Source organism: Streptomyces achromogenes, from assembly GCF_030816715.1.
GTDB classification, from domain to species: Bacteria; Actinomycetota; Actinomycetes; order Streptomycetales; family Streptomycetaceae; genus Streptomyces; species Streptomyces achromogenes_A.
Genome location: NZ_JAUSYH010000001.1, coordinates 7,818,904 through 7,830,987, shown reverse-complemented (window position 1 = coordinate 7,830,987; position 12,084 = coordinate 7,818,904). Strand labels below are relative to the sequence as shown.

Sequence of the window (12,084 nt, the reverse complement as noted above, 5' to 3'; positions counted from 1 at the left end):
TACGGTCAAGCACGATCAGGCTACGCACAGTTAACATCGGATTAAGTTCATGACACCTGGCAGCCCTTGCCCAGGGCGATCACTCCGCCCGGGGACATTGTGTAGAGCTCCGCGTCCCGCTCCGGGTTCACGCCGATGGTCGCGCCCGGAGGGACGTCGACGTTCTTGTCCAGGACCGCCCCGCGCACCACGGCCCCCCGTCCGATGTGCACGTTGTCGTGCAGGATGGAGCCCTGGACGACCGCCCCGGGGTCGACCACCACCCCCGGCGACAGCACGGACCGGGTCACCTGTCCGCGGATCAGGCAGCCCGAACTGATGATCGACTCGCCGGCGATGCCTCCCGCGTTGAAACGCGCCGGGGAGAGCTGGCCCGAGTGGGTGTAGATGGGCCAGCTGCGGTTGTACAGGTTGAACGCGGGGCGCTCGGCGATCAGGTCCATATGGGCGTCGTAGTAGGCGTCGAGCGTGCCGACGTCGCGCCAGTAGCCCTGGTCCCGGGTGGTCTCGCCGGGGACGTGGTTCTCGCTGAAGTCGTACAGCCCGGCCTCGCCGCGTTCGGTGAGCTGGGGCAGGATCGAGCCGCCCATGTCGTGCACGGACGCCTCGTCCTCGGCGTCCCGCTGCAGCGCCTCTATGAGGGCCTTGGTGGTGAAGATGTAGTTCCCCATCGACGCGAACACCGACTCCGGGTCGTCGGCGAGCCCCGGCGGGTCGGCCGGCTTCTCCAGGAAGCGCTCGACCGTCTGGCCGTCCGACCCCGGGGTGATCACCCCGAAGGAGGAGGACTCGCCGCGCGGCACGCGGATCCCCGCCACCGTGACGCCCGCGCCGCTCTCGATGTGCTGGGCGAGCATCTGGCGCGGGTCCATGCGGTAGACGTGGTCGGCGCCGAACACCGCCACGTACTCGGGCCGCTCGTCGTAGATCAGGTTCAGCGACTGCAGGATGGCGTCCGCGCTGCCGAGGTACCAGCGCGGCCCGAGCCGCTGCTGCGCCGGCACCGGGGTGACGTAGTTGCCGAGCAGGCTCGACATACGCCACGTCGTCGTGATGTGCCGGTCCAGCGAATGCGACTTGTACTGCGTCAGCACGCAGATCCGCAGGATGTCGGCGTTGACGAGGTTGGACAGCACGAAGTCGACGAGCCGGTAGGTGCCGCCGAACGTGACCGCCGGTTTGGCCCGGTCCGCGGTGAGCGGCATCAGCCGCTTGCCCTCACCGCCCGCCAGCACGATCCCGAGCACCGTAGGTCCTCCACGCCGCATGGCCGCTCTCCTCACCCTGGTCGGATACCCATGGCTGCCCCGGCGCGGGGCTCCCTACGCCTGTTTGACGATCTCCTCGTACAGCCGGACCGTCCGCCGGGCCACCGCGTCCCAGCCGAACTCCCCCACCGCACGGGCCCGCCCGGCCTCGCCCATCCGCGCCGCGGCCGCCGGGTCGCCGAGGATCTCGTCCAGCGCGCCCGCGAGGTTCCCCTCGAAATCCTCGTCGACGGTCACGAGCCTGCCCGTCACCCCGTCCTCGACGACCTCGGGTATCCCGCCGACCCGGGAGGCGACCACCGGGGTCCCGCAGGCCATCGCCTCCAGGTTGACGATGCCCAGCGGCTCGTACACCGAGGGGCAGACGAACACGGCCGCGTGCGTGAGGAGTTGGATCACCTCGGGGCGCGGCAGCATCTTCGGGATCCAGTGCACCCCGTCCCGGGCACCGCGCAGCCCGGCGAAGAGGTCGCGGAACTCCTGCTCGATCTCCGGGGTGTCGGGGGCTCCGGCGCACAGCACGACCTGCGCCGCGGGATCGATGTCCCGTACCGCGCGCAGCAGATGCGGCACGCCCTTCTGCCGGGTGATCCGGCCGACGAACAGCACGAACGGCCGGTCCGGGTCGAGGCCGATCCGGGTGAGCGCGTCCGTGCCCCGGTCGGGCCGGTAGAGGGCCGTGTCGATGCCGTTGTGCACGACGTGGACCCGCTCCGGGGCGAGCGAGGGGTAGCAGGCGAGGATGTCCTCACGCATCGCGCCGGAGACCGCGATCACCGCGTCTGCCGCCTCCACCGCGGTCCGCTCGGCCCAGCTCGACAGGGCGTAGCCGCCGCCGAGTTGCTCGGCCTTCCAGGGGCGCAACGGCTCCAGCGAGTGCGCGGTCACCACGTGCGGGACGCCGTACAGCTCCTTGGCGAGATGACCGGCCAGGTTCGCGTACCAGGTGTGGGAGTGGACGAGTTCACGCCCCTCGAGGGCGGCCGCCATCGCGAGGTCGACGGAGAAGGTGCGCAGCGCGTCGTTGGCGCCGTCCAGGGCCGACCACGGCCGGTGGCGCCGCACCCCGTCCGTGCGGCCCTCGCCCCAGCAGTGCACGTCGAGGTCGATCAGCCGCCGCAACTCGCGGGCGAGGAACTCCACATGGACGCCCGCACCGCCGTACACGTCCGGGGGATACTCCCGCGTCAGCAGGCCTACTCGCACCCGGAACCCCCAGTCTCAGCGGCCGACTCCCTTCATGGTCACCCAGACGGGGCGCGCGGGGAAGAGCGCGGGGGTCGTGTGAAGCAACAGTCGCCGCAGACGCCTCCGCCGGGGACCCGGTAGTACAGGCAGCAGCTGCGACGGCGGAAGACGCCGTCGGACAGCGAGCCGGTGTCCGCGAGGAGCGGGTGGGCGAAGAGCGCCGCCGTGAGATCACGCGTGCGGGCGGCGACGTCGGGACGGCTGTGCTCGTCCGCCCACCGGACCAGCAGCCGGGCCGTCGCGGCGAGGGCGGAGGCGGCGTTGCCGCGCAGCAGCCCGGGCGCGACCGGACAGCGGGCGCGCAGGGCCACGGCGAGAGGTTCGAGGTGATCCTCCAGGACGGTCGCCGCCACGGACTCGGCCACGGTGCGAGGCACGCTCGCCGGGCCCTCGGGCCGGGCCCGCACCCGCGTCAGCCACAGGTCGTCCGGAGCGCCCGCGTCCGGGTCCCAGCGCAGCAACCCGGGGGCGAGGTCGGGAACGCGCCCATACAGGGCGGCACAGCCCAGGGCGACCGACCACAGCCGGGCCGCCAGCCCCTGCTGCGCCACCGACGCGCCGATCCGCTCCTCGGGGGCCCGTAGCGCGCGGGTCACTTTTCGGACACGAAAGGCCAGCGGATCGTCGTGAGGTTCCGCTCCCGAGCGCCCCGGAGCCCCCGCCGAGTCCGGCGCGGGAGCCCGCGCGTAGGCCTGCGCGAGGGTGGGCGGCCGCCGGTCGGGCTCTCCTGGGCTCCCTAGTGGGATGCGCAGGGTGAAGAAGCCGCCCAGCGGGCGGAGCAGGGCGAGTTCGGGGTCGAGGTCCACGAAGTGCAGTAGTACCAAGGCGGGTAGGGGTCGGGGTCAGGGGGATCCCTGGTCCGTCACCCGCCTGAGGGAGGACGCAGGGCCCGTCGTACTCCATCGGCAGTAGGACCCAATGCGTGCTCAGGGACGACGACGGGAACAGATCGACAAGGCATCGTGTTGGTTATGAGAGCCGACCGTTCGCCGCGCCGGGCCGTGTGCCCCCGCCTCACGCAGAGGAGCAGCTCATGAGCGCCCTCGCGTTGTCCGTGGTCCTGTCGCTCGTCTCCGCTGTCGCGTACGCGGCCGGGGCGATCGTGCAGGAGCAGGTCGCGGTGTCCTCGCCCGACGAGGAATACGCTCCGCTGCGCCGCCCGGGCTGGTGGGCCGCGGTCGCGCTGAACGGTCTCGGCGGACTCCTGCACGTGGTGGCGCTCGCCTACGGCCCGCTCAGCCTGGTCCAGCCGCTGGGCGCGCTGACGATCGTGTTCGCGCTGCCCATGGCCGCGCTGTTCGTCGGCCGCCGGGCCGGGGCGACGGCCTGGCGGGGCGCGATCATGGCGACGGTCGGTCTCGCGGGTCTGCTGTCCCTGGTCGGCGCGTCCGACGCGCAGTCGCTGTCCACTCCCCAGCGGGTCACGGTGGCCGTGGTCACCGCCGGCGCGGTGGTGGCCCTGATGATCGCCGGGCGGGCCGCTCACCGGCACCCGGTGGTGCGCAGCGTGCTGCTGGCGACCGCGTCGGGCATCGCGTTCGGCATGTCGTCGGTGTTCACCAAGACCGTCGCGGTCGACTGGACGGGCGGCGTCTCGGCGGCCGACATCCCCTCGCTGGCCGTGATCGGAGTGCTGGCCACGGCCGGCATGATGCTCTCCCAGGCCGCCTACCGGGGCGCGGGCCTCGCGGCACCGCTGGCCACGCTGACCGTGGTCAACCCGGTGGTGGCGGCCGCGGTCGGCATCACGATGTTCGACGAGACCTTCCGCCACGGCACCACGGGCACCGCGCTCGCCCTGGGCTGCGCCGTGGTGGCGGCGGGCGGACTGATCCTGCTCACGACAGAGCGTCTCCAGACCACACAGACCACACAGGCGCAGCCGGAGCCGGCGACGACCGGTGTGCCGGCCGGTCTGCCCGCCGCCCGCACCCGGACCGACACCGTCAAGGTCGTGCTCCCGGCGCCGGCCGCGGTCCTGGAAGCCGCCGCGGAGCCGCGGCAGGTGGTTGCGGAGCCGCGGCCCGTGGTCGTGGCCGGCCCGGACCGCCTGGTGGCGGTCTCGGGGGCCGACGCCGAGGCACGCCGAGCGGACGACCGCCACGGCGACGGCCGGTACGACGACGTCCGCGACGACCTGGACGATCTGAACGGCCTGGACGACCTGTACGAGGACGCACACTCCGGGCAGACGGCGCCCGTGACGGCCGCCGTCCTGCCGTCGTTCTACACCCCGCTCTACGGAGGGCTGCACATCCCGGTGCCGGTAGCGGTGGACCGGCACCGGGAGCGGGTCAAATCCTGACGCCGCCGGCCCTCAGATAGGCCACCGGGTCGACGTCCGATCCGAAGCCGGGCCCCGTCCGCACCTCGAAGTGCAGATGCGGGCCCGTGCTGTTGCCCGTGGAGCCGGACCGGCCGATGCGCTGACCGCCGCCCACCGACTGGCCGTCCCGCACGGAGATGGCCGACAGGTGGGCGTACTGGGTGTAGCGGCCGTCGCCGTGCCGGATGACCACCTGGTAGCCGAACGACCCGCCCCAGCCGGCGCTCACCACTTCCCCTGCCGCGACCGCCTTCACCGTCGTCCCCGTGGCCACGGGGAAGTCGACCCCGGTGTGATAGCCCTTCGACCACGACGAACCGGACGCGTGGTACCGCGTTCCGGTGGCCGCGTCGACGGGAGCCACGAAGGAACGGCCGGTCGACGTCCCGCCGTGGGCCTTCTCGCCCTTGGAGCTCTTGCCGCTCTTGCTGCTCTTGGCCGGCTTGCTCTGCTTGTGCTGCTCGCCGTGACTGCCGGGCTTGCCGTGACCGCCGGGCTTGCCGTGACTGCCCGGCTTGCCGTGACTGCCCGGCGTGCTGCCGGTGGACGACGCCCCGGCCCGCAGGCTCAGCCGCTGACCGGGCAGGATCAGGTCGGGGTCCGCGCCGATGGTCGTCCGGTTCGCGGCGTACAGGCCCTGCCAGCCGCCGCGGACGTCCTCGTCGTCGGCGATGCCGGACAGGGTGTCGCCGCGGACGACCGTGTACATCTGCGCGGTGCCCGCCCGCGACTGGGGGGTGCTCTGCGGCCGCACGTCGTCCAGGGACGTCTTCGCCGCACCGCCGGACCGCGCGGACGCGCCGGACTTCTTCGCCCCGGCCGCTCCGGTCGCCCCGGCCTCCCGGGACGTGCCGTCCTTTCCGCTCCTGGCGCTCTTGCCGCTCTTCGCGGCCGTCTTCGCCGAGCCGTTCGGGTGGATGCCGGGGTCCCCGTCGCCTCGGCTCAGGCCGGCCCGCACCGAGCACACCGGCCACGCGCCGGGCCCCTGTCCGTCGAGCACCTTCTCGGCCACGGCGATCTGCTGGTCCCTGGTGGCCAGATCCGCGCGGGGCGCATACCGCGTGCCGCCGTACGCCTCCCAGGTGGACTGCGTGAACTGCAGTCCGCCGTAGTAGCCGTTGCCGGAGTTGATGTCCCAGTCGTTGGTCGACTCGCAGGCGGCGACCTTGTTCCAGGTGTCGACGTCGGCCGCCTGGGCGGTTCCGGCGCCCATGAGCGGTATCGCCATGCCGGCGCCGCCTGCCGTGACGGTGAGTGAGGCGCGGTTGATCCTGTTCGGCTGATACCGGCGGTGCCGGCCGCGTACGGCCATGGGGTCCCCCTCGACATTGCGTCAGGAGCGGCAAAAGTATGGGCTGCGAACAGGCCATGACAAGGCGACAACCGGCCGCTCCGGCGCCGCCCGGAGCGTGGCAGCCGCAAGGGGGCTCCCGACGGGCCGTCCGAGGGCCGGTCGCGGAACGAAACGGCCCGGGAAACCCGTCAAGATGGACCCGAGGACGACAGGATGACAGCACGCTACCGACGCGCACCTCTGGAGGGGCCACCCGTATGAGCACTTCAGCCCAGATCGGCGTCACGGGACTCGCGGTCATGGGCCGCAATCTCGCCCGCAACTTCGCACGCAACGGCTACACGGTCGCGGTGCACAACCGCACGGCGGCACGCACCCACGCGCTGGTGAAGGAGTTCGGTCACGAGGGCGAGTTCGTGGCGGCCGAGACGGCCAAGGACTTCGTCGCGGCGCTGGAACGCCCCCGCCGCCTGGTCGTCATGGTCAAGGCGGGTGAGCCCACCGACGCGGTGATCAGGGAGTTCGCCCCGCTGCTCGAGCCCGGCGACATGATCATCGACGGCGGTAACGCGCACTTCGCCGACACCCGCCGCCGCGAGCGCGAACTGCGCGAACAGGGGCTCCACTTCGTCGGCGCCGGCATCTCCGGCGGCGAGGAGGGCGCGCTGCACGGCCCGAGCATCATGCCGGGCGGCTCCCCCGAGTCGTACGAGTCGCTGGGCCCGATGCTGGAGAAGATCTCCGCCAAGGCCGCGGACGGGGCGCCCTGCGTCACCCACGTCGGCCCCGACGGCGCCGGCCACTTCGTGAAGATGGTGCACAACGGCATCGAGTACGCCGACATGCAGCTCATCGGCGAGGCCTACCAGTTGCTGCGCGACGTCGCCGGGTACGAGCCCGCGCAGATCGCGGACATCTTCCGCACCTGGAACACGGGACGCCTCGACTCCTACCTGATCGAGATCACCGCCGAGGTGCTGTCCCACGTGGACGCGGCGACCGGCAGGCCCTTCGTGGACGTCGTCGTGGACCAGGCGGAGCAGAAGGGCACCGGCCGCTGGACCGTCCAGATCGCCCTCGACCTCGGGGTTCCGGTGTCGGGCATCGCGGAGGCGGTCTTCGCCCGGTCGCTGTCGGGACACGCGGGGCTGCGCGAGGCCTCGCGCGGTCTGGCCGGGCCCAAGGCGGCCGCGCTGGGCGAGGCGGAGGCGCAGGCCTTCGCCGACCGGGTCGAGCAGGCGCTGTACGCCTCCAAGATCGTGTCGTACACGCAGGGCTTCCACGAGATCGCGGCGGGCAGCGAGGAATACGGCTGGGACATCGACCTCGGCGCCGTCTCCTCGATCTGGCGCGGCGGCTGCATCATCCGCGCCGCCTTCCTGGACCGGATCCGGGCCGCGTACGACACCCGGGCCGACCTGCCGAGCCTGCTCTCCGACGCGACGTTCGCCTCGGAGATCGCGGCGGCGCAGGACGCGTGGCGCGAGGTGCTGGTATCGGCGACGCTGCAGGGCGTTCCCACCCCGGGCTTCGCCGCGGCACTGGCCTACTACGACGCCCTGCGGGCGGAGCGGCTGCCGGCTGCGCTCACCCAGGGGCAGCGGGACTTCTTCGGGGCGCACACGTACCGGAGGGTGGATCGCGAGGGAGCGTTCCACACGCTGTGGGGCGGGGACCGCTCGGAGGTGGACGCGTAGACGCCGTTCCCGGGAGCAGTGCGGGAACGGCCCGTCGGGTGGCGGCGGTGAGCGGCGTCGGGGCCGCCCACCGCCGCCGCGTCAGGTCAGGGGCGGCCCGGGTTCCGGGCTGGGGACCGGCTCCGGCCCCGGCGGGATCGGGGACGGCGACGGGTCCGGCGGCCCGGGCCGCGGGGGCGGCGCCGGATCCGGGCCGGGCGGTTGCGGGCCGGGGGGCTGAGGGCCGGGGGGCTGCGGTTCGGGCGTGGGCACCGGGCTCGGGAAGGGATCCGGAAGTACCGGGTCGGGGCCTGGCGTCGGCCCGGGCGGGACGGGGTCGGGGTACGGGTCGCTCATCGTGTCCTCCGGCCGCTTGCGGGGCTTGGCTGTGGAACTACTCCCCCGCGTACCCGGGCCCGCCCCGCACACTCACCCGGCCGGCCCCGCCCGACCGTCACCCCTGCGGCGCCCGAGCGGACGACGGGGCCCACGGCCGGCGGAGGCTGCGGAGGCCGTGCGCAGGCCGCCCCATCGAGGACTGCACTCGGCTCGGACCACCGGTGACGCCACCCACGCCCCGATCGCCGCGATCGCCGCGCGACGGCAGGCCACCCGCATCGCGGGCGCCCGGCTCGCGAGCCGCCGAAGGACAGACCGCGGGGCCTGGGCGCGAAGGTCAGAACCTGCCGGGGTGGGCGCGCAGCCAGTCCTTCGCGGCGCTCAGCAGCCCGGGGTCCGCGGCCGGAGCCTCCTCGGGGTGGCGTGCGGCCCACTTCACGACGTACGGGCACAGCGGCGCCACCGGGACGCCGTCGCGCGCGGCCAGGGCGTACAGCTCGCGCGCCAGCGACCCCGCGATGCCCTTGCCCTCGTGCGCGGGTTCGACGACGGTGTGCACCGGCACCAGGGCGGCAGCGGGCGAGTCGAGGACGAAGTACTCGATACGGCCGACGACTTCACCGCCGTCGCCGACGGCTTCGAGGCGGCCCGCCGCCCGGTCGTCGCGGATCTCGATGTCGCTCATGGGGCTCTCCCGGTGCGGTGACTGCGCTGACGGCGTCAGACCGACACCGCGTGCGGGCTGCGCTCCTGGTCGGTGCCCGGTACCGGCTCCGAGGGGTCGGCCCCCAGGGCCACGATCCGGTTGTCACCGTCCACGTGCACGATCCGCGGCTCCAGTGCCCGCGCCTCGGCGTCGGTCACCTGAGCGTAACTGATGATGATCACCAGGTCACCGGGGTGCACGAGATGCGCGGCGGCGCCGTTGATGCCGACGACACCGGAGCCGCGCTCCCCTTCGATGACGTACGTCTCCAGCCGCGCCCCGTTGTCGATGTCGACGATGTGCACGAGCTCGCCCGGCAGCAGATCGGCGGCGTCCAACAGGTCGGCGTCGATGGTCACCGATCCCACGTAGTGCAGGTCGGCCTGGGTGACGGTGGCACGGTGGATCTTGGACTTGAACAGAGTACGCAGCAATTTGGACTCCTGGAAGATGGCTCCCTGCCAGCTTTGTGCAGGTCAAGGGCGGTCTCGACTGTACACCGGGACACGCCGGTCGAGGAAGGTGAGGAACATCGCTCCGCTCGGGCGAGACGGCTTCACGCCTCGGCTTTCGCGCCGCACCGGCGCCTGTTCGGGCAATCCCCCGGGAAAGCCCGGCGACTCGTGCTGACCGGATGCTGACTACCTGATACACGGTCCCTTTGGCCCTCGGCCGGTCGGCGCTGTCGGCGCTGTCGGCGCTGTCGGCACTGTCGGGAATCCTGCCCAACGTCTTCGGCAGCGGCGAACGGGACGTTCAGGGGGTTCGGAACGAGATCAGGTTCGCCGCCCACGAGGCCGGCCTGATCGGCGAACTCGTACGCCCGCTGGCGACCCGATCTCGCGCGCCGAGTGGAGCTTTCCGCACCACGCCGCCGCGCAGTCCCGTCGGTACCGGGTCAGCACACACCCGGCGGAGCGGAAGGACGGATTACTCAAGCTGGGCGAAGGGCCTGGCCCGGGTGCTGGGCGTCGCTGCTTCTGGACATCGCGCAGCAGGGTCACCCGGCGGCAAAGGACACCGCGTTGTCGCTGCTTGACGAGGCTCTGTCGTGCTGTCCGCATGCCGGGTACACGCGGGTAGTGGCTCCTGACGGCACCGCGGTTCCCGTCTGTTGTGCCATCGCGCACCATCTGCGAGATCGCACGGATTTCCTGGTCGGGCTGGGCAAGAGGGGCAAGTCATTGCTGGCCGATGCGGCCGCGCACTGGCGTTTCGACATCCGTGAGTGCGTCGCCGACAGCGGCGACACGGCAGCCTTCGGCCTCTTGGCCGGCTGTCTCCCCGACGGCATGCACGCGGCGGAAATGCACCTCGCTGGTGTCATCACCGTGCTGAGCGAACTCACCCTCGAATACCCGCCCGCGAAGGGCTCTCTCGAAGCACGCCTGCGGGTGAGCGCCCGGCATCCGGGCGAACTGCCGCCAGGTGCCGTGTTGTTTCCGGCGGAGTGCGGGGATTGTGTGCACTGACTGCTCCCATGCAGGCCTTGTCAGGGCCTGAATGCACACTGACGCCATGAACACATCGTCGTCCGAAGCCGCCGGTTCAGCCGAGTACACCCACACCTGGGTGGAGTCGATGGGCGGGCCGCTTGTGGTCGTGCCCGTTTCCGCGCTGGCCGAATGGGGTGGTTGCACCGAATCGGGGATGCTCATCGGCGGCACCGACACGCCGGACGACTATGACCGGGCCTGCGAGGTGGAGGGACTGGCCGAGGCGGTCGCCATGAGAGGTGAGGGGGGCGAGGCTCTGATTCTGGGAGACGAGCCTGCCACCACCTGCTACCTCCCGGAGCACCGTGCCTTCTTGCGATGGCTTGCGGCCTCGTCCGAAGCCGAGCTGGTCGCAGTGGCCGAGCGCGTCCTCACGAGCCCTTCTATTGCCTGGGAGGACTGCGGCACCTGGACGACGGACGGCCCGGCGGTGCTCATGGACTCGGTGAATGCCGGCGCCGATCTGGACGTCGAGTACCCACATGGCGGGCTGCCCGATTCAGCTTCCGTTCCTTTGTCCGCCGGCACCTGGAAGGTCCGCGCCGTTCATACCGAGGCCGATGAGCACACGTGGGTCGGTCTGGTGCAACTCCTTGCCGGACCATGAGGCCAGCTCAGTGGGAAGTACCCCGACGAGTTGCGTGAGCGAGCCGTCCGCGAGGTGAGGACCTCAGGCCGTCCGGTCGCGCATGTCGCCCGGGATCTGGGCATCCACAAGGAAGCCCTGCGGCTATGGGTCCGCCAGGCCGAGGCCGACCAGGGCGACCGGCCCGATCTGCTGACCACCGCCGAGAAGAGCGAACTCGCCCAACTCCGCAAGGAGAACGCCGATTTGCGGCGAGCCAATGAGATCCTCAAGGCCGCGTCGGTGTTTTTCGCAAGATCCGCTCGCCCAGCCCTCCGGGTCAGCGGCCCGGGGGGCACACCGAGGAAGACGGCGCATGGTGCAGCCTTGATACCAGCTCGGCAGAGCCATTCATGCAGATCCCGGCACCGGGCGAGGCCCCGCCGCTTGAGCGACTCGGACGGACCTCACTATCGTCTTGCCCAAAGGTGAGACATCTCTCTCCGATGAGGCATCCCGGGAGGCTCCCCCTGACGGTCAAGAACGAGGAACAGGGTGCCGGTCGTGGCATGCGCCGCGACGCGGTCCGCAACCGGCGCAAGCTCCTGGAGGCCGTGGGGGAAGCGCTCAGGACCGAGCCCGGCGCGATGACCATGGCGGTCATCGCGGAGCGAGCCAACCTGTCGCTGGCCACGGCATACCGGTACTTCCCGTCGGTCGAGGAGCTCCTCAAGGCCTACCTGCTCGGCGTGATCGTCCAGTTGCGCAACTACAGCCACGACTGCCCCAAGACCGGCCCGGACCTGTTCGAGGAGGTCGTCCGGGAGTGGGCTCGTCTGGTCCGCAGCTACGGCCCCGCCATGGTCCAGATCCGATCGCGCACGGGGTTCCTCGCCCGCCTGCGCGACAACGACGAGGTGATCACCCCGGTCCGGGACGCCTGGGAGCGCCCCATTCGCAGTGTGATGCGGCACCTGAACGTGCCGGATGAGCATTTCGATCACGCGTTGTTCCTGTACAACGCCATGTTCGATCCACGCGAGATCCTGGACCTGATCAGCACCGGCCTCCCGGAGGAGGAAGCGATCAGCCGTCTGACGGCGGCCTACTACGGGGCTCTCCAGGGCTGGGCCGGCGCCTGACGCACACGACCGGCAGCCGGTGAG

General features: G+C 71.7%; 11 protein-coding genes and 1 pseudogene. 6 read left to right on the top strand and 6 right to left on the bottom strand.

From position 1 onward, the window contains the following. Nucleotides 1–47 precede the first annotated feature (47 nt). The 3 genes from glgC to QF032_RS34850 are packed head-to-tail and all read right to left on the bottom strand — an operon-like array spanning nt 48 to nt 3,322. Nucleotides 48–1,268, bottom strand: a complete 1,221-nt coding sequence (gene glgC / locus QF032_RS34860; RefSeq protein ID WP_307048029.1) for a glucose-1-phosphate adenylyltransferase — start codon at nt 1,266–1,268, stop codon at nt 48–50. A 54-nt stretch (nt 1,269–1,322) separates the two neighbouring features. Further along, entirely contained in the window at nt 1,323–2,474 is a 1,152-nt protein-coding gene (gene glgA, locus QF032_RS34855; RefSeq protein WP_307048027.1) for a glycogen synthase, read from the bottom strand. Between the two features lie 38 nt (nt 2,475–2,512). Beyond that, entirely contained in the window at nt 2,513–3,322 is an 810-nt protein-coding gene (locus QF032_RS34850; protein ID WP_307059190.1) for a (2Fe-2S)-binding protein, read from the bottom strand. A gap of 227 nt (nt 3,323–3,549) precedes the next feature. Here QF032_RS34850 and QF032_RS34845 point away from each other — a divergent pair, with 227 nt between their 5' ends. Then, a complete protein-coding gene (locus tag QF032_RS34845) occupies nt 3,550–4,821 on the top strand; it encodes a DMT family transporter (protein WP_307059186.1) in 1,272 nt (423 codons plus the stop codon). On the opposite strand, the gene QF032_RS34840 is transcribed toward QF032_RS34845, so the two are convergent. Next, the gene (locus QF032_RS34840) at nt 4,811–6,154 is read right to left on the bottom strand and encodes a transglycosylase family protein (RefSeq protein WP_307059184.1); all 1,344 of its coding nucleotides are present in this window, start codon (nt 6,152–6,154) and stop codon (nt 4,811–4,813) included. The two genes, QF032_RS34845 and QF032_RS34840, sit on opposite strands and share 11 nt — an antisense overlap. 239 nt (nt 6,155–6,393) lie before the next feature. Between QF032_RS34840 and gndA the strand changes: the two genes are divergently transcribed. After that, complete coding sequence (gene gndA / locus QF032_RS34835; RefSeq protein ID WP_307048018.1) at nt 6,394–7,833, top strand: NADP-dependent phosphogluconate dehydrogenase; 1,440 nt, start codon at nt 6,394–6,396, stop codon at nt 7,831–7,833. 655 nt (nt 7,834–8,488) lie between these two features. Here the strand turns inward: gndA and QF032_RS34830 are convergent. Continuing rightward, nucleotides 8,489–8,836, bottom strand: coding sequence for a GNAT family N-acetyltransferase (locus QF032_RS34830; RefSeq protein ID WP_306946879.1), 348 nt, complete (start codon nt 8,834–8,836; stop codon nt 8,489–8,491). A 35-nt stretch (nt 8,837–8,871) separates the two neighbouring features. Beyond that, on the bottom strand, nt 8,872–9,291 hold the full coding sequence (panD, locus tag QF032_RS34825; protein WP_306946881.1) for an aspartate 1-decarboxylase: 420 nt from the start codon (nt 9,289–9,291) through the stop codon (nt 8,872–8,874). A gap of 591 nt (nt 9,292–9,882) precedes the next feature. On the opposite strand from panD, the gene QF032_RS34820 reads away from it, so the two are divergent. From QF032_RS34820 to QF032_RS34805, 4 genes and pseudogenes are all read left to right on the top strand, one after another. Then, a complete protein-coding gene (locus QF032_RS34820) occupies nt 9,883–10,329 on the top strand; it encodes a hypothetical protein (RefSeq protein ID WP_307059182.1) in 447 nt (148 codons plus the stop codon). A gap of 46 nt (nt 10,330–10,375) precedes the next feature. After that, a complete protein-coding gene (locus QF032_RS34815; RefSeq protein ID WP_307059180.1) occupies nt 10,376–10,960 on the top strand; it encodes an Imm21 family immunity protein in 585 nt (194 codons plus the stop codon). 27 nt (nt 10,961–10,987) lie between these two features. Next, a pseudogene (locus QF032_RS34810) lies at nt 10,988–11,410 on the top strand (transposase); the annotation flags it as partial. A gap of 77 nt (nt 11,411–11,487) precedes the next feature. Next, nucleotides 11,488–12,060: a TetR/AcrR family transcriptional regulator gene (locus tag QF032_RS34805; protein ID WP_307048012.1), complete on the top strand. Its 573-nt coding sequence runs from the start codon at nt 11,488–11,490 to the stop codon at nt 12,058–12,060. Nucleotides 12,061–12,084 lie beyond the last annotated feature (24 nt).

Coding starts and splice junctions, on each gene's coding strand:
- QF032_RS34805 (WP_307048012.1), top strand. CDS start 11,488: ATGCGCCGCGACGCGGTCCGCAACCGGCGCAAGCTCCTGGAGGCCGTG.
- glgC (WP_307048029.1), bottom strand. CDS start 1,268: ATGCGGCGTGGAGGACCTACGGTGCTCGGGATCGTGCTGGCGGGCGGT.
- QF032_RS34815 (WP_307059180.1), top strand. CDS start 10,376: ATGAACACATCGTCGTCCGAAGCCGCCGGTTCAGCCGAGTACACCCAC.
- QF032_RS34845 (WP_307059186.1), top strand. CDS start 3,550: ATGAGCGCCCTCGCGTTGTCCGTGGTCCTGTCGCTCGTCTCCGCTGTC.
- gndA (WP_307048018.1), top strand. CDS start 6,394: ATGAGCACTTCAGCCCAGATCGGCGTCACGGGACTCGCGGTCATGGGC.
- QF032_RS34830 (WP_306946879.1), bottom strand. CDS start 8,836: ATGAGCGACATCGAGATCCGCGACGACCGGGCGGCGGGCCGCCTCGAA.
- QF032_RS34840 (WP_307059184.1), bottom strand. CDS start 6,154: ATGGCCGTACGCGGCCGGCACCGCCGGTATCAGCCGAACAGGATCAAC.